24 protein-coding genes are annotated in these 19,920 nt (G+C 43.9%); 19 read left to right on the forward strand and 5 right to left on the reverse strand.

Going from position 1 to position 19,920, the window contains the following annotated elements:
* Positions 1–114 precede the first annotated feature (114 nt).
* The 5 genes from MHI32_RS10105 to MHI32_RS10125 all read left to right on the forward strand — a co-directional run bounded on the left by MHI32_RS10105 (position 115) and on the right by MHI32_RS10125 (position 5,734).
* A complete protein-coding gene (locus MHI32_RS10105; RefSeq protein WP_312149251.1) occupies positions 115–528 on the forward strand; it encodes a MarR family transcriptional regulator in 414 nt (137 codons plus the stop codon).
* 530 nt (positions 529–1,058) lie between these two features.
* The gene (locus tag MHI32_RS10110) at positions 1,059–1,388 is read left to right on the forward strand and encodes a helix-turn-helix transcriptional regulator (RefSeq protein WP_076125061.1); all 330 of its coding nucleotides are present in this window, start codon (positions 1,059–1,061) and stop codon (positions 1,386–1,388) included.
* Entirely contained in the window at positions 1,385–1,942 is a 558-nt protein-coding gene (locus MHI32_RS10115) for a DUF2812 domain-containing protein (RefSeq protein WP_076125063.1), read from the forward strand. The genes MHI32_RS10110 and MHI32_RS10115 overlap by 4 nt, the downstream gene beginning before the upstream one ends.
* 205 nt (positions 1,943–2,147) lie before the next feature.
* Positions 2,148–5,252, forward strand: a complete 3,105-nt coding sequence (locus MHI32_RS10120) for a PAS domain S-box protein (protein ID WP_340012283.1) — start codon at positions 2,148–2,150, stop codon at positions 5,250–5,252.
* A gap of 86 nt (positions 5,253–5,338) precedes the next feature.
* The gene (locus MHI32_RS10125) at positions 5,339–5,734 is read left to right on the forward strand and encodes a NusG domain II-containing protein (protein ID WP_036679457.1); all 396 of its coding nucleotides are present in this window, start codon (positions 5,339–5,341) and stop codon (positions 5,732–5,734) included.
* Here the strand turns inward: MHI32_RS10125 and MHI32_RS10130 are convergent.
* Genes MHI32_RS10130 through MHI32_RS10140 form a run of 3 tightly spaced genes read right to left on the reverse strand, consistent with a single transcriptional unit; the run spans position 5,727 to position 8,667 of the window.
* A complete protein-coding gene (locus MHI32_RS10130) occupies positions 5,727–6,602 on the reverse strand; it encodes a TIGR03943 family protein (RefSeq protein WP_339281911.1) in 876 nt (291 codons plus the stop codon). The two genes, MHI32_RS10125 and MHI32_RS10130, sit on opposite strands and share 8 nt — an antisense overlap.
* A 50-nt stretch (positions 6,603–6,652) precedes the next feature.
* Positions 6,653–7,642: a permease gene (locus tag MHI32_RS10135; RefSeq protein ID WP_248549273.1), complete on the reverse strand. Its 990-nt coding sequence runs from the start codon at positions 7,640–7,642 to the stop codon at positions 6,653–6,655.
* A complete protein-coding gene (locus tag MHI32_RS10140; protein WP_036679372.1) occupies positions 7,639–8,667 on the reverse strand; it encodes a GTP-binding protein in 1,029 nt (342 codons plus the stop codon). The genes MHI32_RS10135 and MHI32_RS10140 overlap by 4 nt, the downstream gene beginning before the upstream one ends.
* 203 nt (positions 8,668–8,870) lie before the next feature.
* Between MHI32_RS10140 and rpmG the strand changes: the two genes are divergently transcribed.
* The 10 genes from rpmG (at position 8,871) to MHI32_RS10190 (ending at position 15,733) form a co-directional block, all read left to right on the forward strand.
* On the forward strand, positions 8,871–9,020 hold the full coding sequence (rpmG, locus tag MHI32_RS10145) for a 50S ribosomal protein L33 (protein WP_076098468.1): 150 nt from the start codon (positions 8,871–8,873) through the stop codon (positions 9,018–9,020).
* Between the two features lie 48 nt (positions 9,021–9,068).
* On the forward strand, positions 9,069–10,277 hold the full coding sequence (locus MHI32_RS10150; RefSeq protein ID WP_076125069.1) for a GTP-binding protein: 1,209 nt from the start codon (positions 9,069–9,071) through the stop codon (positions 10,275–10,277).
* Positions 10,278–10,495: 218 nt separating this feature from the next.
* Positions 10,496–11,203 (forward strand): metal ABC transporter ATP-binding protein, encoded by a 708-nt coding sequence (locus MHI32_RS10155; RefSeq protein WP_340012716.1) that lies wholly within the window; start codon positions 10,496–10,498, stop codon positions 11,201–11,203.
* Positions 11,149–12,015 carry a metal ABC transporter permease gene (locus MHI32_RS10160; RefSeq protein WP_076125073.1) on the forward strand — a complete coding sequence of 289 codons (867 nt, stop codon included), beginning with the start codon at positions 11,149–11,151 and terminating at the stop codon, positions 12,013–12,015. The genes MHI32_RS10155 and MHI32_RS10160 overlap by 55 nt, the downstream gene beginning before the upstream one ends.
* A complete protein-coding gene (locus MHI32_RS10165; RefSeq protein ID WP_076301230.1) occupies positions 12,005–13,084 on the forward strand; it encodes a metal ABC transporter substrate-binding protein in 1,080 nt (359 codons plus the stop codon). Before MHI32_RS10160 ends, MHI32_RS10165 begins: the two co-directional genes overlap by 11 nt.
* A 26-nt stretch (positions 13,085–13,110) precedes the next feature.
* The gene (rpsN, locus tag MHI32_RS10170) at positions 13,111–13,380 is read left to right on the forward strand and encodes a 30S ribosomal protein S14 (RefSeq protein ID WP_038569786.1); all 270 of its coding nucleotides are present in this window, start codon (positions 13,111–13,113) and stop codon (positions 13,378–13,380) included.
* A gap of 149 nt (positions 13,381–13,529) precedes the next feature.
* Positions 13,530–13,964, forward strand: coding sequence for a DUF6157 family protein (locus tag MHI32_RS10175; protein WP_340012285.1), 435 nt, complete (start codon positions 13,530–13,532; stop codon positions 13,962–13,964).
* A complete protein-coding gene (locus MHI32_RS10180) occupies positions 13,942–14,712 on the forward strand; it encodes a GNAT family N-acetyltransferase (RefSeq protein ID WP_081390515.1) in 771 nt (256 codons plus the stop codon). Before MHI32_RS10175 ends, MHI32_RS10180 begins: the two co-directional genes overlap by 23 nt.
* 16 nt (positions 14,713–14,728) lie before the next feature.
* Positions 14,729–15,094 (forward strand): hypothetical protein, encoded by a 366-nt coding sequence (locus tag MHI32_RS10185; protein ID WP_076125079.1) that lies wholly within the window; start codon positions 14,729–14,731, stop codon positions 15,092–15,094.
* Between the two features lie 3 nt (positions 15,095–15,097).
* On the forward strand, positions 15,098–15,733 hold the full coding sequence (locus tag MHI32_RS10190; protein ID WP_076125081.1) for a class I SAM-dependent methyltransferase: 636 nt from the start codon (positions 15,098–15,100) through the stop codon (positions 15,731–15,733).
* 112 nt (positions 15,734–15,845) lie between these two features.
* On the opposite strand, the gene MHI32_RS10195 is transcribed toward MHI32_RS10190, so the two are convergent.
* Positions 15,846–16,649, reverse strand: coding sequence for an MBL fold metallo-hydrolase (locus tag MHI32_RS10195; RefSeq protein ID WP_076184343.1), 804 nt, complete (start codon positions 16,647–16,649; stop codon positions 15,846–15,848).
* Between the two features lie 152 nt (positions 16,650–16,801).
* Positions 16,802–17,386: a helix-turn-helix transcriptional regulator gene (locus tag MHI32_RS10200; protein WP_036679391.1), complete on the reverse strand. Its 585-nt coding sequence runs from the start codon at positions 17,384–17,386 to the stop codon at positions 16,802–16,804.
* Positions 17,387–17,550: 164 nt separating this feature from the next.
* Between MHI32_RS10200 and MHI32_RS10205 the strand changes: the two genes are divergently transcribed.
* The 4 genes from MHI32_RS10205 (at position 17,551) to MHI32_RS10220 (ending at position 19,790) form a co-directional block, all read left to right on the forward strand.
* Positions 17,551–17,838 carry a Dabb family protein gene (locus MHI32_RS10205; protein WP_036689213.1) on the forward strand — a complete coding sequence of 96 codons (288 nt, stop codon included), beginning with the start codon at positions 17,551–17,553 and terminating at the stop codon, positions 17,836–17,838.
* A gap of 207 nt (positions 17,839–18,045) precedes the next feature.
* The gene (locus MHI32_RS10210; protein ID WP_076184344.1) at positions 18,046–18,486 is read left to right on the forward strand and encodes a HepT-like ribonuclease domain-containing protein; all 441 of its coding nucleotides are present in this window, start codon (positions 18,046–18,048) and stop codon (positions 18,484–18,486) included.
* Positions 18,487–18,544: 58 nt separating this feature from the next.
* Entirely contained in the window at positions 18,545–19,210 is a 666-nt protein-coding gene (locus tag MHI32_RS10215) for a metalloregulator ArsR/SmtB family transcription factor (protein WP_076184345.1), read from the forward strand.
* Positions 19,211–19,310: 100 nt separating this feature from the next.
* The gene (locus MHI32_RS10220; RefSeq protein ID WP_076125087.1) at positions 19,311–19,790 is read left to right on the forward strand and encodes a YtxH domain-containing protein; all 480 of its coding nucleotides are present in this window, start codon (positions 19,311–19,313) and stop codon (positions 19,788–19,790) included.
* Positions 19,791–19,920: the final 130 nt, after the last annotated feature.

Genomic DNA, 19,920 nt, shown 5'->3' on the forward strand with positions numbered 1-19,920 from the left:
TATGTTCAGCTTCCTTAATATATTTTGCTATAATAAATTAGAAAAGAGTTGATTATTTTAAGATAAAACAGTTGGGATTGGTTGGTGTAAACAGTGTTTAATTTAGATGACTGTATGGCCTTTATTGCAAACCGTAGTGCAAAAATATTCGCGGAAGCCTTGGAAAAGGAATTTCGGCCGTATAATATGACCCGGAGCCAATGGATTGCGATGTATTACATCTATACCAGTGAATCCATTACCCAGAGAGAACTAGCAGATAAAATGTCTATAAAAGAGCCCAGCGTAGTCAGGCTGCTTCAAAAATTAGAATCTGAGGGTTTCTTGCATCGCTCTGGCACCCATGCGGATAAGCGAGTCAAGCAGTTGGAATTGTCAGATAAGGGAGTACAGATCTATCTCGATTTACTGCCGGTTGCCGAAAAGTTTAAAGATGATACGATCACCAATATTTCCGAACAGGATCTTCAAACGTTTAAAAATGTACTAGGTGTCATGGTTAAAAATGCCTCAAAAGAGAGACCATAAAAGACTATGCAGAACAAAATAAAGAATAGGTCAGGTTGGGTATGTTCCTTTTTTACATATCCTATCTGGCCTATTTTTTGTATAGACTTTTGTAGTTTTAGTATATGTACGAACAGTGTCTGCTAACGGACCGTATGGCCGTTATTATTGATTTTTGGCACATTTTACAGGGGTTTCGGACTGCATAGCGCTTATTGCTAAGGAATCGTGTGAAAAGCGAGTGTTTGGAGACGAATAGCTGCATCTGAGTCCGAACGTAAGCTGAAACACGCTATTTTTCGGAAATAGCGGCATCTCAGTCCGATACTTCATAATGAAGAAGGAATAGGTGCCACGGTGGGAGTATCTAGCTGCTGAGTAGCCCCCCAACAAATCCGTCCTAGCTAAGTGCTAGGTGTTTTTTTTGTTGCGCTCATAATCGCTGCGATGAAAAAATGGGTGTTTTTGTATTGACAATTATATCGGCTTCCGTAATAATGGTATTACGGAAGCCGATATATCGACAACAGTAATAGAATGGGGATGAAATGATGCCTGAAAGCACAGAAAGAGGCGCATTAACTGAAGCTGTATTTTATATCTTATTGTCTCTATATACAGCAATGCACGGATACGCAATTATGCAGAATGTGAAGGACTTAAGTAACGGTCGGGTTGATCTGGGCGCGGGCACTTTATACGGAGCACTTAACACTTTACTGGAAAAAGGCTGGATAAAAGGAGTGGAAGGGGAGCAAGGTTCTCGTAGAAAAGAATACGAAATTACCGGCTTAGGAAAGTCAGTGATTCAGGGAGAGATCATCCGTCTGGAAGAATTGATAGCCAATGGTAAGAGAATAGCTGGAGGTGAGTCCAAATGAAACATGTGGTTCGCAAGCTGATTTGGGATTATGAGAAGGAAGAAAAGTGGCTTAATGAAATGTCTGCGAAGGGGATGGCTCTATCAGAATTATCTTGGTGCAAATATGTGTTTACAGAGACCCCCAATAATGAGTACACGTATAGAATTGAGCTTTTAGATAACTTGCCGGATCATCCGGATAGCATCAAATATCTCAAGTTTTTAGAGGAAAACGGTATAGATTGTGTGAGTACTTACATGCGCTGGGTTTACCTTAGAAAGAAGTCAGTGGAAGGTCCGTTTGATATTTACACAGATCTGGAATCCAGAATAAAACACTATAAGCGAATCAACAGGTTATGGAAATCTGTAATGTGGCTAGAGTTGATTTTAGGCCTATTTAATGTGATGATTGGTGTAATAAATTATTCTTTTTCATCACAGAATCTCAGCATGGTAAACGTAATAATGGGCGGTATGTTGATTTTGTTAGGTCTTGTTTTTTTAATTATTGGTGCACCTATCCGTAAGAAAATTAAGAAGCTTCAGCTGGAAAATTTGATAATAGAATAGGACTTTAGAGTTGTAACATGCACACACGGCAAGTTTCCTTTTCAGAGGGAGACTTGCTGTTTATTTTTGCGGAGTTTTACTGCGAAAGTTACCAGTCTATCATTTAGGACTCAACTATCAAGCTTATTTACCGAAAAAAAGGTATACTGAAATTATTACAAGTTTGTTAATATAGTCCCCCATTTTCAAAAGAGGAGGCTTACAGGTGTCTGATTTTCTTTTTAAACAGCTATACTTACGGTCTTCTATCGGGATTGCGGTAGTCTCTCCAAAGGATGGGACGTTATTACAATCGAATCCTGCGCTATGCCAAATGTTTGGTTATGCAGAAGAAGATCTTTTGAATATAAATTATCTGGATCTTGTGTATCCGGAAGATAAAACTAATAACGATCATTCCGTTATCCTGAACGATTTGCTAGCTGAGCCTGGGACTGCATTGGAGAAAGAACGGCGGTTCTTGCGTAAGGATGGAGAAATCATCTGGGTAGCCCAACATATATTTTTAATCTATCAGGAGAACTCCAGTGAACCCTATGTCCTGATTTCTGAGTTAACGGATATCACTGACCGAAAACTTGCTGAACAAAAGATTCAGGAAGATGAGCAGTTATATAATTTGATTACGCAAAATACACCGGATATGATTTCTTTTGGCGATCCTGACGGGACACTGCACTACGTATCTCCCTCAGTGGAGCTGCTATTAGGTTATTCTGCACAAGAAATGATAGGTACCAAAAGACCCGAGTATTATCACGTAGATGATGCTCTAGAGATGATTGAACAAGGTAAGATATATTCCGATACGGACGTATTTACTCGTAGAGCCCGTCATAAAGATGGACATTATTTGTGGATCGAGAGTTCTTCCCAAGTGGTACGTGATGAGCAGGGGAACGTTAAACAGATATTAACCATTGGTCGCGATATTACTCAGCGCAAGAAATACGAGGATATGCTGGCTAAAGCGCAACACCTTGCGAAGATGGGATCCTGGGAATGGGACATGACAAAATCACGGCTGACGGTTTCCAGAGAGATGCGTAATATTTTTGGCTTTTTGGAAGATGAGAGCAATCATTCTTATTTTGATTACAGACGTGTTTTTGCTTGCATTGATCCTGACGATTTCATCAGACTTGAAAGGTTAGTACATCAATCCATGGAGAATGGGACTAATGGCGAAGTAACGGTCCGTATTCATAGTGCGGATGGAGAGCTGAAATTTCTGGATGCGCACTGGGAAGTGATTACGGATGAAGAAGGAAGACTGCTGCAGATCAGCGGGATAGCCCAGGATGTCACCGAACGTCAACGAATGGAAGAACAACTGCGGGAAAGTGAGCAGAACTATCGTCTGATCTCAGAAAATTCTATGGACTTCATTTCACGTAATGCAGCGGACGGGAGCTTTACCTATCTGTATGCCTCACCCATCTGCCAGACTATGTTTGGCTATGCACCAGAAGAAATGTGCGGAACTAGAGGGATTGATTACATACATCCGGAGGACAGAATCAAATTAACTTCATATCTCAGCAATTGTATGGAGGGGAAGAAGCTTGAGCCTGTTATTCTCCGGTTTATTTGCAAAGACGGAACCTGTATTTGGACAGAAACGACACTGCGGTATATTTACTCTGAGACCTGCGGGAATCAGGAGCTTGTCTGTGTAACCCGCGACATTGGGGAACGTACGCGTCATTTTGAAGAAATACAGAAATTAAGTAACGAGTATGCCTTGATCTTGAATTCGGTCTCTGAGGGCATATTTGGGATGAACCTTGAAGGCAACACGATGTTCATTAATCCAGCAGCCATTACTATGTTGGGTTTCGATCCTACTGAGTGGGGAAACAGCAAATTTCATGCGATTCACCAAACCTGGCTGGATAACGAGTCTTTTACAGGAATTCAGAAGACGTTGCTTCCGTCGCGCTCTAATAATCTCACTATTGAAGATAGGGAGGGTGTGTTTTGGAGACAGGATGGTTCAAGCTTTTTAGTCAGATATCGAATGACCCCACTGTTTGATGGTGATGAACGGATTGGGGCGGTTGTCGTCTTTCGTGATATCACGGAGGAGAAGGAGATTGTGCGGGCGAAGGAGTCTGCCGAGGAAGCCGACCGGGCAAAATCGGAGTTCCTAGCGATCATGAGCCATGAGCTGCGTACGCCTATGAACGGTATTATTGGGATGGCTGATCTTTTATCTGGGACGGAGCTGGATGAAGAGCAAAGCTACTACACACAGATCATTAACAAAAGCGGAGAGGCATTGCTTCATATTCTGAATGAAGTGCTGGATTTCAGCAAAATTGAAGCAGGCATGATGACGCTTGAACTGCAAATGGTGGATTTGCATGAAGTGATACAGAACGTTTGTGAACTGTTTTATCCGAAGGTTAAGGAAAAAGGGCTTTTACTTACTAGCGAGTTATCTCCTGAGCTTCCAGCCGTCATCATGACTGATGGGGCGAGATTGCGTCAAATTCTCGTAAATCTGGTTGGGAACGCAGTGAAATTTACGGAGACAGGTGAAATCAGTATCTCTGTTATGCTAGAAGCCTCAGAGGCATCCGGAAATCTTATCGTGAAATTTGTTGTAAAAGATACTGGGTTGGGGATTCCAGTTTCCAGCCAAGGTCTATTATTTCAATCCTTCTCGCAATTGCATCCGTCGATCAATCGTAAATATGGCGGAACAGGGCTTGGCCTTGCCATTAGTAAAAAGCTGGCCGAGCTTCTTGGCGGATCTATCGGTGTAAATAGCTGTGAGAATGAAGGCTCGGAGTTTTATTTTACAGTGGAGGTTTCTCTACCCAAAGAGGAATGGGATCAGAAATTGACCGTCAACGCCTCAACGGATTTGGTCAGAAATGATAAATCCACTGTTAAAGAGTTAACTACCGGTGAATATGGACCGATGTCCATTCTTATTGCTGAAGATCATCCTGTGAATCAGCAGCTTATGCAGGCGTATCTGAAAAAGAGGGGATATGTTCCTGACATCGCCTTAAATGGTGAGGAAGCAGTTCGGGCTGTGCTTTCCAATCATTATGATCTGGTATTTATGGATATTCAGATGCCTATTATGGATGGAATAGAAGCAACAGGAATCATACGTGAGAAGCTTGGGCTGAATCCAATTATCATTGCGGCTACAGCCTTTGCCAGAGATGAAGATAAGATGATGTGTCTTAGTGCTGGAATGCAGGATTTCATTTCTAAACCCATCTCGATAAAAGAGCTCGACCGGGTATTAAGAGAGTGGTCTGCCCAAATTCGTTTAGGTGAGCATCATTGACAAATAAGGTTATGATTAATATATTGATATTAATCGTAATCATTACGTATATTATTTGTCATGAAAGGATTCTTATCTTGCTAACAATGAAGCGCGGGGATATTTTAATTATTGTGATAGCCTTGTTAGCTGCGGGCTTGATTTATGGCATGAAGTGGTGGGACAGCAGCAATGAGCAGTATCAGCAAGGGGATTTGAAAGCTATAATTACGGTGGACGGTAAAGAGTACAAAACCGTTTCTTTGACTAAAGAAGAACAAATTATAGATATTCAAACGAAATTCGGCCACAATACGCTAAAGGTGTTTGATTATGGAATCCAAATGACCTATTCTGATGCTCCCTTAAGAATTGCTTTGGAAATGGGGTTCATCTCAAGACCCAAACAGCAAATTATCTGTATTCCAGCTCGTATTATGGTAGAAGTATTTAATCCTAATAAGTCTGAGAATGATGAGGATGAGCTAGATGCGATTATTTAGTAATCTTAGATGAACCTTCTAGCTCCTTCCATGCGGTGATAGAGTCAGGACTGGTGTAGATGTAAGGTGTTACGGGTTGTTTGATAGGTGTAATAGACTCTGCACTAATTTGCATAATTTCTTGACCTTTATAGGGAACAACTTGAAGCTTGCCCCGGACCTCTATCCAGGTATCGGTAGGCAGGCTTTTTAGCTTGCCGGAATCCACTAATATCCCAAAAGGTGTAGCATCGGCAGTACAGCATTGGACCAGAAATCTACCTATGGCAAAAGAATTCTCTGAATGTTCACCTTGATCACGATATAAAAAGCCGGAAATAGTAATTTCTTTGCCTGCAAATTGTTGTTTGTACAGCTCAAGCGCACCTAAAGTTTCGGAGAAAATCGCCGAATAAACTGGGACCACAGGTTGTGCATAAAGGATCTTGGCCAGCTCGGTAAGCTCTTCATGGTAAGGATCAATGGACTCGAATCTCGCGGAATTTTTAGCTTCAGTGGGCAAGGAGGATAGGGAGATTCCTTTTTTAGCAGCAGCCATACTTCCCAATGCGCGATCAGGAAGAAGAAATCCGAGCAGCAGTGGAAAAAGGAATAATCCATATAGCGCTGTACTTTTGAAAAAAGAATGTGGGAGCCGATGCTCGCAGTCACAGAGAACACTACCTTTGCCAAATAAAGCCTGTATGGTCAGACTGAGCGCCATAAGTGTCAGCGGGATTGGGCATAATTGAACCCAGCGTGCCAGTTTAGGAGCTACATAATAATGCAAAGCGTCCTGCTGTACCAGATGCCCGATATAGAGGGCGAAAGCGAGCAGAATGACCGCCCTTAAGAAATAGTGAAACCGGATGCTACGAGAGTCATTCATGCTCTATCCTCCTACCCATGTTGTAAGCAACAGCTTACCACCTCTATGAATTACAGCCACAAGGACATGAATACCGCCCCAACAAACACGCTTGCGAAGATCAGAAAGAACAAATAAAGAGCGAATTTGGTCTTAAACAGTGAGAGCAACATCAATGAATTTTTGAAATCCAGCATGGGTCCGAATACCATAAAAGCGAGCAGAGCCCCCGATGGAAAAGAATGTACGAAGGTGGAAGCTACAAAGGCATCTGAGGTGGAGCAGAGCGAGAGCACAAATGCCAGTCCCATCATGAAGAAATATGACCCCAGCGGCTTAGCTCCGATCGCGGCCAGACTGTCTTGAACCATAAATGTCTGAATACCAGCGGTTAACAAGCAGCCGATAATTAAATATTTCCCCATCTCAAAAAACTCATCTGAGGTATGGACGAAGACAGCGGCTATTTTTCCCCCGCGAGAATTATTCTGATGAGCTTCCCCCGTTTCACGCTGAACATTTAGGCGGATGGGAGATTTTTTGACCGTTGCGTAGATTATCAAGCCTATGAGACAGGCTACAACAAACGCCAGACCCATACGGGCATAGGCCAGCTCCGAGTGGCTGCGAAATGCTGTCATGGTCGCCCCATAGACGACAGGATTTAGGATCGGTCCGGACAAAATAAAGACGATAGCCACGTAAACAGGCATACCTTTATGGATAAGCCGGCGGACGAGTGGGATCATTCCACATTCGCAGACCGGGAAAATAATTCCGAGCAGACATGCGAACAGAATGGCCGGAAGAGGTCGCCGCGGAATCCACCGAGAAATCATTTCATCCGGGATAAAGACGCGAAGCAGTGAAGATAACAATGCTCCTGCTAATACAAACGGCAAGGCTTCCAGCAATATGCCGATAAAAGCGGTTTTGAAGGTGTCGATGTACGCATTATCCAACAGTTCCAGATGATACGGCAGCCATACAAAACCAATGATAATCAGGAACGAGATCGGGAGGAGCAACGGCAGTATTTTTAATGGTGAAAAGGTAGTCAAAACTCGAATAAGGCGGACCACCGATCTGCCAGCTGTTCTTCATCTATATTCATCCCGATGAACACTACATAAGGCATACCAGGATAACGAGAGGCTTCCCAGGTAGTACGCATCCCCGCATATTGAACAAGCTGAACCGGCTCCTGTTCGGACAAAAGAATATGCCCCTTGGCACGTAATAGGTTGTCACCCCATTCTTGGAAGAAGGCCTCTAGGCGTTCTTTAGAAGGCATAGTTGTCCTTACCTGCGGAATGGTTAACGTGATGGCTGTTACCTGCGAGAAAGAAGCATGCTGCTCCTCATGCAGCTCTTTTACAGCGGTTCCCCCATGCTCTGAATGCATTTGTTTCAGTGATGCTCCTTTGAAGGTTTGAGGCGCTCGCTGCGGAGCCGGAGCTATGATTTTACGTGGGATAATTCCTGACAATATCGGAGACAGGTTGATTTCACTGTAATGGGTGTACACAATTTCAGCCTCCGTATTTTGTTTACGAACTCCCTTTTCAATTCGCCATAAGGTTTCCGGTTCTACGAGATCACTTTTATTAACGACAATAAGATCAGCTGTGGAAAGCTGCTTACGCAGGGTCCGAACGAGCTGTTTGTCAGAGGAGAGTCTGCTGTTATATTCCAGAGCATTTTCCGCATCTAACAGAGTGATGGTATAGTGCAGCTCCACCAGATCCTGTAGAGGAGTTTCCTGCAACGTTTTGGCGATTTCTTCAGGATCGGCGACGCCGGTCAACTCCATATAAATGGCATCTGGACGTCCTCTCAGCAGCACCATCAGGCTATCTGCCAAATCCTCTTTACGGCTACAACATACGCATCCGTCCAGCAGTTTAGTTACAGCTGTACCGGTATGCTCCTGCAAAATATACCCGTCCACATCTCGTTTGCCCAGTTCATTCATTACTACTCCTGGATTCAGCCCTCTTACCTTGCTCTCTTTCAGCAGGGACAACAGCAGAGTTGTCTTCCCGCTCCCCAGAAACCCGCTCAAAATAATTACTGGTATCTTCATGATCTCCACTCCTGCCTGATTCTCTAGGAATTACAAGAATCATATTTTTTATAATTCCATCTATACGTAATTTGTCCACCAGAAAGACCACAAAATTAAGAGAGTTGAAATTTTTACAAGATCATAGTTGACAGATTGTGAATAAACCGTGTACGATGTGTTAATCGTAATTATTACGATTTAATAAAAAGGAGATGGAAACGATGAGAGTAATCATTACTTTGGCATGTACGGAGACAGGAGATCGCAACTATACCACTACCAAGAATAAACGAAATCATCCAGGGCGTATGGAAATGAAAAAATATTGTCCACGCCTAAAGAGAGTAACCTTACATCGCGAAACCCGTTAAGGGCGGATGTTTTTAATCTTGATTTTATAAACGATAGGAGTGGTATAGTTGAAAAAGCTCCCTGTTACCGTGCTCAGTGGATATTTGGGCTCTGGGAAAACAACATTGTTGAATCATATTCTGCACAACCGTGACGGTCTTAAAGTAGCTGTTATTGTAAATGACATGAGTGAAGTGAATGTGGATGCGAATCTGGTGAAGTCCGGAAATACGCTTTCCAGGACTGAAGAGAAATTGGTTGAGATGTCCAATGGTTGCATCTGTTGTACACTTCGTGATGATTTGATTGTCGAAGTACAAAAACTGGCTGCGGAAGGGCGATTTGATTACATCCTGATTGAATCCTCAGGCATTAGCGAACCTGTACCAGTAGCACAGACCTTTACCTATGCCAATCCCGAGTTGGATATTGATCTGACTTCGCTTGCTCAATTAGACACGATGGTGACTGTTGTGGATGCTGGGCGTTTCTGGCATGACTTCTCCTCAGGTGATAGTCTGATGGACCGCAACCAAACGGCTGGAGAAGGGGATTTCCGCGATATTGTGGATCTGCTTATTGATCAGATCGAAACTTGTGATGTCTTGCTGCTTAATAAGTGCGATCTGTTGAAAGAAGATGAACTCAATAAGCTTGAAGCTGTGCTGCGTAAGCTTCAGCCGTCTGCTAAGCTGATCCGTACAATTAACGGCGTAGTAGATCCAAAGGAAATTCTAAATACCGGATTGTTTGATTTTGAGAAAACAAGCTTATCCTCTGGTTGGATCGCCGAGCTGAATAAAGAGACCCATACCCCTGAGACGGAGGAATACGGGATTTCTTCTTTCGTCTATCGCCGGAGAACACCGTTCCACCCGCAAAGATTAAGTTTTTTCTTTAGCAACTGGCCGGAAGAGGTCGTTCGGGCAAAAGGGGTGGCATGGGTAGCGGCAAAAGGTGATCTTGCAGCTACTGTAAGTCAGGCAGGACCTTCCATTCAGTTCGGACCTGCTGGTTACTGGTTGGCTACAATGCCTAAGGATCAGCAGCTGGAGGTGCTGGAAAGCGAACCTGAGCTGCGGGCAAAATGGGACGAGCAGTGGGGCGATAGAATAAATGAAATCGTATTTATCGGTGTAAATATAGATCAGGCACAACTCGAAGCCAGATTGGACAGATGTCTGCTGACAGCGGAGGAGCTGAAGCAGGATTGGACAAAGTTCAACAATCCACTTCCGTGGCCTGTTGAAGAACTCCTTGCGGCTGCTGAGGAATAGATACTTAGTAAATTAACGGTGGAAATCCGGAATCCAGAAGGTGGGATTCCGGATTTTTGTTGTATTCGAAAAAGGACTAATAGTTATTATTACGATTAATTTTCAGTTTTGGGTTTACAAATCGTAATGATTACGATATTATCAAATTTGTTAAATCGTAAAACTTACGATTTAATCTGGGTTGGACATAATATCAGTCAGAAGGGAGGCGAGGCATGATGATCCTATCATCCATGCGGAATGTAGTGTTCGGGTATGGGGATGAACCTGTTCTTGATGATATCTCATTAGATATTCATACCGGACAGTTTATTGGTATAACGGGACCCAATGGTGCTGCTAAAACCACCCTGCTGAAGCTAATGCTCGGCCTGCTTCGTCCATGGAGTGGAACGATTCAGTTGAATAAAGAGTTATCAGATAACGGAAAGATGGTTATCGGCTACGTTCCACAGCAGGTAGCTTCTTTTAACGCAGGGTTCCCAAGTAAGGTGATCGAACTGGTTCGCTCGGGTTGTTATCCAAGGCTTGGATTATTTAGACGCTTTACACCTGAGCAGGACGAGATCGTTGAGCGAAGTTTAAAGCAGGTGGAGATGTGGCATTTGCGAGACCGGAAGATAGGAGAACTGTCAGGCGGCCAGAAGCAGCGGATTTGCATCGCTCGAGCATTGGCACAACAGCCGCAGATATTGGTTCTCGATGAACCTACTACGGGGATGGATCTGGACAGTCGTATTGGGTTCTATAAGCTGATGCGCCATGATGTCAGTGAACACGGCCGGACCGTAATCATGGTGACGCATGGCCTGGAAGAGACCAGCTCCTATCTGGATACGTTGATCAGCCTGGAACGAAAGGAGAATGAGGGTTGGCAATGTTTAGTTACGAATTCATGCAACGTGCATTTTGGGCCGGTGGATTAATTGGCATTATCGGTCCGCTACTCGGGGTATATCTCATGCTTCGCCGTCAGGTCCTAATGGCGGATACCCTCTCTCATGTTTCGCTTGCAGGAGTAGCACTAGGCTCAATACTACAGCTTAATCCGGCACTAAGTGGCTTCATGGTAGCGATTCTCGGTGGTATTGTCATCGAACAGCTTCGACGTTCTTATCGTACATATAGCGAGCTTCCGGTAGCGATTATTATGACCTCTGGATTAGCATTGGCAGTTGTACTTATGAGCTTAAAGCAGAATTTAAGTAAAAGCTTCAGTTCCTATCTGTTTGGTTCCATCGTTGCGGTCAGCGACACTCAACTAAAGATTATCGCTGTGGTTGCTGTAATCGGTCTGATCTATTTTATTGTGTTACGCAGATCCTTATATAATCTGACCTTTGATGAAGAGACCGCTAGTATCAGTGGAGTTCATGTGGGCTGGTTATCATTTTCGTTTGCTGTACTAACTGGAATGACAGTCGCTGCTGCGATGCCAGTTGTTGGAGTGCTGTTAGTCTCAGCGCTTATTGTTTTGCCAGCTTCGATTGCTTTGCGTATAGCGTCTGGTTTTACGACAGCTATATTGATCTCAATCGGCGTAGGATTACTCGGCGTTTTTAGTGGCCTAAGTGCCTCGTATTACATCAATACACCGCCTGGTGGGACGATTGCTCTTATACTGCTATCGTTCTTATTAATCGCAATTTTGGTACAGAAGCTGATCCGACTAAGAAATCGTCGGCGAATTCATAAAACTATTTCCAGTAAAGGAGTTACACCTCTCAATGAAATTTAGAATCCATCATTTAGCCATTTTGTCCCTGTCCGCGTTACTTATTGCCGCCGGTTGCGGTAATAATGCTGTTAATTCTTCTACTACTACGAATGCTTCTGGAGCCGCAGAAGCTACAGCCCTTCCGGAGTCATCTAAATTAAATATTAAAGTCAGTTTCTATCCTATTTACGAGTTTACCAAAAATGTGGCAGGAGATCTGGCGGACGTGGAAGCACTCATACCGGCAGGAATCGAACCCCATGATTGGGAACCGACTGCAAAAGATATGGCAGAAATCTCAGATGCGGATATGCTGATCTATAATGGCGCAGGAATGGAAGGCTGGGTAGATCAGGTGCTGGAAAGTGTATCTGGCACTCCGTTAATTACTGTAGAAGCGAGCAAGGGTCTGGACATCATGGAAGGCACGGAAGAGGAAGAAGCTGACCACCACCATGAAGAAGCTGACCACCACCATGAAGATGGAGAGCATGCTCATGAAGAAGAGGAGCATGCTCATGAAGAAGGAGAACATGCTCATGAAGAGCATTCGCATGATCACGGTGGATTAGATCCGCATGTGTGGCTCAATCCTACATTAGCCATTCAAGAAGTGCGTAACATTGAAGCAGCTTTAGCTGCTGCCGCACCTGAACATGCCGAGGATTTTAAGACAAATGCAGATGCTTATGTAGCTAAGCTGGAGCAACTGGATCAAGAATTTAAGGACGGTCTTAAGGATACTAAACGCAAGGATTTTATTACTCAGCATGCGGCTTTTGGATACCTTGCCAAGCAGTATGGATTAACTCAGGTCCCGATTGCCGGACTATCTCCGGAGCAGGAGCCTTCTGCCGCAAATATGAGTAAGATTGTGGAGTTTGCGAAAGAGCATAAAGTGAAGACGATTTTCTTCGAGACACTTGTATCCTCCAGTGTGGCAGACACAATAGCAAAAGAGATTGGTGCCAAAGCAGCCGTTCTAAACCCAATTGAAGGATTAACAGAGGAAGATCGCAGTCAAAACCTGGATTATTTAGGAATCATGCGTCAGAACCTGGAAGCCTTGAAGAGTGCATTGAACGAGTAGATTTAAAGGATGGAAGGAGAACGAACATGGCCAAGAAATCTAAAGTTGTGAAAGAATTGAAGAGACAAGCACTAGTCGCCAAATACGCTGTTAAAAGAAAAGAACTAAAGGAACAGGGGGACTATATGGCTTTGCAAAAGCTGCCACGTGATTCCTCCGCAACTCGTCAAAAAAATAGATGCCAAGTGTCTGGCAGACCTCGAGGCTATTTGCGGAAATTTAATGTTTCCCGAATTGTATTCCGCGAATTGGCGCATAAAGGTCAGATTCCGGGCATTACCAAGTCGAGTTGGTAAATGAGAACGGCTAATCCTCCGTAGTTTAGAGGATTGGCCGTTTTTGCTGTTCATCCATCATGGGCTTTAGAAAATTCGGCTATGCTTAGAATAGGAAAATGATTTATCATAGAAGGAATATATTTCTATTTAAGATGGAGGTGATGCAAATGAGCTATACCGATACTTTTATTCGTGTAGCAGAGGACTGTCCTGAGGAAATAGGAGTTCTTCCGATGTCTTGCCGAACGCTCCCGCCTGCACATGTGATTCAATATGAACTGTTAATCAATGAGCCCTACAAATACAATCATGAAGAACTTCTGTACGAGGTTCATGTGCGCCATAAACAAATTCCACAGGAAGAACGTTTGGCCCGTAAGGAAGAAATATGGAACGAACTATTTTCCAAAAATCATCCTTGTCTAAGGGCTTCACTGTTGCCGAAGCGTTTTGGTTGGGGTGTTCATTATAACGGTGAGGGGAAAATAGCTCTCTATGGCAAAGAGTCTCCCGAATATGACTATTTCACCTCCCAAGGGGAGGGAGCTGTGAAATTACTGCCTGCGATGCGTAACAAACGTGCTTCAAAAGGAGCGGATTAAGCTGTATAAATTCATAGAAGAAATCACACTTAATACTTGGCCGGCGGAGCAAAGCGTTCTCCTGCAGGGCTGGATTCTACGTTCGGCAGCTGGTTATACAAAAAGGGCCAATTCGGTCAATCCATTATACGGGGCTGACAGCTCTCAGGTTGAACTCACAGAACAAATCAAGCTTGCGGAGCGTTATTATGAGCATGCTGGACTACAGTCCGTGTTCAAAATAACCCCCTACATCCAGCCGCCAAAGCTTGATGAGATTCTTGCAGAGCGTGGCTATACAATTGCCGAGCCTTCATCTGTAAGGCTTCTTGATCTGGGGGACTTAGCGAGCCCCGATCTGCGTTATACGGTTCAGATACAGGAGAGCTTGACTGAAGAGTGGCTGCACACCTTCAGTGAGCTTACCGGCTTGTCTGATAAGAACCGGGAAACCTTAACTAGAATGTTGTCTGCATCACATTTGCAGCAGGGTTATGTCCTGTTGTTTAATCATGGTGTTCCTGTCACCTGCGGTCTTGGTGTGATTCAGAACGGGTACTTGGGTCTGTATGATATTGTCACTTCCCCTGCTCATCGTAGAAAGGGAATGGCGGAACAGCTGCTGCTAGCGTTGCTTAATTGGGGGAGAGCAAAGGGAGCAACAACTTCCTTTCTGCAAGTTGTGCAAGCGAATACGGGGGCTTCAGCCTTGTATGACAAGCTGGGTTTTAAGGAGATCTATCAGTATTGGTATAGAGTGAAAAACTAGCTGAGGAGGGGATGCGGTGAGAAAATTAGGATTGAATCTCCTGATCATTATTGTGTACTGTTTTCCATTTGTCTATTTCGCGATGGATAAAGATTTCAATAATGGTTCAATGGTTGGTTATTTAATGATGATCGTCATAACATCACTAATAGCTTTTTTGGGAAAATGGTCTAATAATATAATTGCTATAGTCATTGGGAATATCGCTTCTGCATTTGTCTCTTATTATTTTATTAGCAACTTGTCAGGGGAAGGCGGTTGGGACGGGACGTTTTTCAAACCACTTGGACCTACAGGATCGTTTATATTTTTTAGTATGCTAAACCTGATCCCTCAGTTCCTTGCGATGAAATTAGCGAATAAATTTAAAAAGAAGGTCTAATCTATGTCCGAATACTGGAGTCGAAGATTTGCTCAGGAAGGAATGATCTGGGGGAGTGAACCTAGTCCTACAGCTCAGGCAGCAAGGGATATATTCCGGCAACATAACGTGAAATCAGTTTTAGTCCCGGGTGCGGGATACGGAAGAAATACGAAGGTGTTCTCAGATGAGTTTAAGACCTTAGGCATTGAGTTGAGCGAGGACGCGTTAAAGATGGCGGCAGAATGGGATCCCAAGAGCCATTTTATCTCAGGTTCCGTATTAGATCCTATTTCTGAAGTACAGGTTGATGCTGTCTACTGCTATGACGTATTGCATTTATTTCTCGAAGAGGATCGCCGCAGGCTCGTAGCTAATTGTCTGGAACAGCTGCGGCCGGATGGCTTGCTCTATTTTACCAGTTTTTCCGATGAGGATGCGAACAACGGCTGTGGAACACTTTTGGAACCGGGAACCTACGAATACAAAGAGGGAAAATACGCCCATTTTTTTAGTGAAGAAGATTTAAGACAACATTTTGCAGGTACGAAAATAATTACGACCGGCTCATGTGTGGAGACTTTATGTGGGCCGCTTGGAAAAAAACATCAATACATACTGAGATATATCGTCGCACGTAAATCTGCACTAAGCAAGTAATTTAGGGAGGAACTCCCTATAATTTCGTTGAATATCCGTAGAATCGGCTATATCAAATGAATTATAGGGACTTTTTCCCTAGACCTCTGTGCGCTGATCAGGAGTACCTTTTTTACACAAATTTACCTTGACCCGGTAGCGCCATTTTTTTGAAATTTTTGCACAAATGAGCAAGCTGAGTAGACAGCTCCTCACCTTCCATGGGTACTCCATGTCCCGAAAGAACAAGATGTGGATTCAGCAAGGCAAGGGTACGGACCGATTTCTCAGCAGCTTCCCAGTCTGTCGTGAAATAAGAGGGTGGGCCATGCACCACCTGATGCTGCGTAGCCACTGCAAATACGGATTCCTGTTTGACCGTAAGGAACGTATCACCTGCGATCAGAACTCTATCCTCAGGCCTGAACAGGGAGATATGTCCGGGACTATGTCCAGGGGTATGGATCCATTCCCAGCCCTTCGCACCAGGAACAGTCCTGTCTTCCGGCAAGGGATGAACGGCTGAACCAAGGTCAATGCCATGATGTGAAAATAAAGGGGAAATCATGCTCATAAGCCCGCCGCCTACGGCCGGATCGGCTGGAGGGTAGTCTTCTTTACCTGTCAGAAAAGGTAGTTCTAGCGGATGAGCATATACAGGCACATTCCATTCCTCAACAAGCCTTTTTACACCCCCAATATGGTCAAAATGCCCATGCGTCAGGATAATTGCCACCGGAGGTTTATCATAATGCTCCGTAGCAAAATCAATAATATTGCCTGTATATGAGCTAAGACCAGTATCTACAAGAACCCAATCCGAAGAGGGCTGGCCAATTAATGCGACATTTACAAACATAGTGCGAAGTCCAATGACACCAGGGGCCACTTTCCAAGTATCGGTATAGCCCTTTGACAGAATTCCGTTAAGTTTCATCTTGCGCCTCCTGACCCGTTCTTTAGTACTAGACAATATATTTACACACAGTAGTATGACCTCTTTTTAAGAAAAAAAAGGTATGGCAAATAACCCTTCTCATGATTTCTTGAAGAAGGGCTGTGTTAGACGTGTTTTGTGAGAGGATTGTATTAGAGCGTTCCGCAGTCTGCAAATAGAATATGGCGTGGAATCCGAAAGAAAGCCTCGGCTTTTTCCTGCAGAGCAGGGGTCGGCAGATGGCTGTTGTGGAGCCATTTTCGAAATGTTCCAGGATGGACGCCTATCCAGATACTTACATCCGTTACTGAGAAATCGTAAACCATACAAAGTCCGGTCAGGATAACATTGCTGCGCGGTGAACTGGTAATACTTCTTTTCATAAAACGTGAAGGTGTAGGCTGACATACAATGGGGCTTTGACGAATCAACGCTTCATTGAACAGAATGTGGGGTGGGTACCCCAATAGGCGGCAGGTCTTGTCAATGTTATTGTTGGAAGGGATACGACCTTCGTATACCCAAGCGCTTACACTGCGTGAGGATATACCAAGCTCTTCTGCGAGTCGTGACAGCTTGATATCCTTAGCCATCAATACAGCAAGCAGCACACGGTTTCTAATCTGGCTGCGCTTTGGACGGCGAAATCTTTTGACTCGAACGCCTTGTCCAAGGTATTTGCGATTGATCAGAGACCACGCCTGGATATTATGAGTTTCTTGTTGGTTATTAGGCATAATTCCTCCGATTTTTTAAAAATATACTACAACACTTTCTGGTATATCGGCAATGGTTAATGCTGCTATTTCTGACAACACCGTTTAAGTTTCTTTCAGAACAGCTACGCTTATGATATATTTTTAATATCTAATTACAATATTACATTAGGGAGCGATATAGAATGATCAAACATATTGTGTTTTTCAAATTAAAAGATCGGTCCGAAGAAAGCGTAGCGGCAACGGTAGCGGTACTGCGTAATATGGAAGGTAAGATCCCGCAGCTTCTCTCCATCGAGGTGGGTGCTGACATCATTCATTCCGATCGTTCCTTTGATATTGCTCTAGTCACAGAAGTGGCTTCTCTAGAGGATTTACAGGCGTATCAGGTTCATCCGGCGCATAAAGAAGTTATTGCTCACATTAATGAAGTCAAAGAGCTCTCGATTGCTGTAGATTACGAAATTTAAGCAGCTGCTTGAATATAGTATCATCATTTTATACCGGAAGCGGTGACAGGAATGCGTGAGCTTGAGTATCCAATGGAAGCGTTAACTTATTTAGTCGTTTTTCTCGGAGCATGTTTCGTAATGTTCTTCTGGCTGAAACGCCGTGGCAAACGCGGTAAGTAGAGATTAGGACGATTCTCTAACAATTATCGACATGGGGGTATTGCTGTGTATTATGTCAACCGCAATCAAATCGAAACCATTCTTGCTCAAATCCCTGATATTACCGCTGGTCTTCGGACTGTAGCAGCTTCCTGGGATGGTACAACATTAACTGGACTAATACAGGAACGCTGCCTCCATCTGGCAATAGAGGTTGTAACAGACGTTGGTAGCTGTCTCATTGACGGGTTTATTATGCGTGATGCTGGAAGTTATGAGGATATAATTTCTATTATTCATGAAGAGAAAGTGCTAGGTCAAAGTGAAATTTATGAGAGATTGATAGAATTAGTTGCTCTGCGTAAGCCACTCGTTCAGGATTATTATGCCTGGGAGAGAGGTGATCTGCATCCACTTACCCCCATTCTTTCGGAAGTACTTGAGCAGTTTGCCGTTGAGGTACGGAAATATTTGGACCAGGAGCTTGGAGCCAGCGTACCGCTATAATAGCATAGGATAGAATCACATAGAATAGGCGATAGCCGTGAAAGAGAGGGGTTCCTTTATGATGAAGATGGGGCAGGAAAACGGATCGACAAGACAAATGATTATGACGCTCCTGAAGACGAAAGGAACACTGACCATCGGCGCGCTGGCAGAAGAATTGGGAATTACAGAGATGGGTGTCCGTCGTCATGTGCTTCAGCTGGAGCAAGAAGGGCTTGCAAAGACAAAAGTGGTCCGGCAAGCGATGGGGCGGCCTTTACATATGTACTCATTAACGGAGAGAGCCGAAGAATATTTCCCAAAAAGTTATCACAACTTGGCTTTGGAGCTTCTGCGTGAATTGGATTACGGCAGTGGACTGGATGCTGTTAATACATTATTTGAAGGACGCCGCCGCCGAATGCTCGCTCAGTATGCTCCGATGATGGAACGGCGGAATTTGGAAGAACGCGTCGCCGAATTATCTTCCATCCAAAATGCCGGTGGATATATGGCAGAATGGAACCGCGAAGAGGATGGCTCATATGTCATAAAGGAGTACAATTGCCCGATTCGCCAAGTGGCTACCCAGTATCGTAAGGCTTGCCAATGTGAGCATAGTCTTTTCGAAGAACTGCTGGATGCTAAGGTAACACGTAATGAATGTATGGCAGAGGGCGGCCATTGCTGCCGCTACGCTATCGTACCCAAAAATGTTACAGACAAAACTTCTGAAAAGTTATAATAATTAGTCACAAGACAATCCCCTGCTGCTTATGATATAGCAGATATAGGCATTAGCCCGGTAGAGCGGGGAGCAATGAATTTAAAGGAGAGATGAAACGATGAAAAAGGACACCAAAGGCTTATTATGGGGCGCTTTAGTCGGCAGTGTGGTTGGATCGGTGACAGCATTGCTGTTCGCACCTAAACCAGGTAAAGAGCTGCGCAAGGATATTGCGGAAGGAACTGCCGCTGGTATTGAGAAGGTTCAAGAAATTGCTGTTCAAGCCGGAGACAAGAGCATTGAAATTTATGACAAAGCAAAAGATTCGATTGGGCATGTAGTGCATGAAGTTCGGGAATGGAGCAAATCATGTGCGAATGCTGTTGATGAAGAAGAAAAAATCACAGTAACTGTAAGCGGTATTGCTACAGAAGATGCTGTAGAAGCAGTTGACGCTGTAGAAGCTGTTGAAGAGGCTGCTGCCACTTTGGAAATGGAAACTGAGTGGGTTGAGGCCACTATAAGTGAAGATGTAAGCGAAGAAGTTAGCCTGGAAGAAGTCGTTCAAGATGACAAGGTTGATAAAGAAATTCTATAATGGGACCGTGGTTTAAATCCTCTGTTTCAGTGGTAAAAGAGTACTCATTCTCTTATAATAGAGCCGCTTTTTCGCATTGGGCGGAGGGTGGCTTTTTTAATTAGTTTGCACCCGCTTGTTAAATGATGGA

Origin of the sequence: Paenibacillus sp. FSL H7-0690, assembly GCF_037980415.1 — a bacterium.
Classification (GTDB): Bacteria; Bacillota; Bacilli; order Paenibacillales; family Paenibacillaceae; genus Paenibacillus_AQ; species Paenibacillus_AQ odorifer.

Coding starts and splice junctions, on each gene's coding strand:
- MHI32_RS10105 (WP_312149251.1), top strand. CDS start 115: ATGGCCTTTATTGCAAACCGTAGTGCAAAAATATTCGCGGAAGCCTTG.
- MHI32_RS10110 (WP_076125061.1), top strand. CDS start 1,059: ATGCCTGAAAGCACAGAAAGAGGCGCATTAACTGAAGCTGTATTTTAT.
- MHI32_RS10115 (WP_076125063.1), top strand. CDS start 1,385: ATGAAACATGTGGTTCGCAAGCTGATTTGGGATTATGAGAAGGAAGAA.
- MHI32_RS10125 (WP_036679457.1), top strand. CDS start 5,339: ATGAAGCGCGGGGATATTTTAATTATTGTGATAGCCTTGTTAGCTGCG.
- MHI32_RS10130 (WP_339281911.1), bottom strand. CDS start 6,602: ATGAATGACTCTCGTAGCATCCGGTTTCACTATTTCTTAAGGGCGGTC.
- MHI32_RS10140 (WP_036679372.1), bottom strand. CDS start 8,667: ATGAAGATACCAGTAATTATTTTGAGCGGGTTTCTGGGGAGCGGGAAG.
- rpmG (WP_076098468.1), top strand. CDS start 8,871: ATGAGAGTAATCATTACTTTGGCATGTACGGAGACAGGAGATCGCAAC.
- MHI32_RS10155 (WP_340012716.1), top strand. CDS start 10,496: ATGATCCTATCATCCATGCGGAATGTAGTGTTCGGGTATGGGGATGAA.
- MHI32_RS10165 (WP_076301230.1), top strand. CDS start 12,005: ATGAAATTTAGAATCCATCATTTAGCCATTTTGTCCCTGTCCGCGTTA.
- rpsN (WP_038569786.1), top strand. CDS start 13,111: ATGGCCAAGAAATCTAAAGTTGTGAAAGAATTGAAGAGACAAGCACTA.
- MHI32_RS10175 (WP_340012285.1), top strand. CDS start 13,530: ATGAGCTATACCGATACTTTTATTCGTGTAGCAGAGGACTGTCCTGAG.
- MHI32_RS10190 (WP_076125081.1), top strand. CDS start 15,098: ATGTCCGAATACTGGAGTCGAAGATTTGCTCAGGAAGGAATGATCTGG.
- MHI32_RS10195 (WP_076184343.1), bottom strand. CDS start 16,649: ATGAAACTTAACGGAATTCTGTCAAAGGGCTATACCGATACTTGGAAA.
- MHI32_RS10200 (WP_036679391.1), bottom strand. CDS start 17,386: ATGCCTAATAACCAACAAGAAACTCATAATATCCAGGCGTGGTCTCTG.
- MHI32_RS10205 (WP_036689213.1), top strand. CDS start 17,551: ATGATCAAACATATTGTGTTTTTCAAATTAAAAGATCGGTCCGAAGAA.
- MHI32_RS10215 (WP_076184345.1), top strand. CDS start 18,545: ATGATGAAGATGGGGCAGGAAAACGGATCGACAAGACAAATGATTATG.
- MHI32_RS10220 (WP_076125087.1), top strand. CDS start 19,311: ATGAAAAAGGACACCAAAGGCTTATTATGGGGCGCTTTAGTCGGCAGT.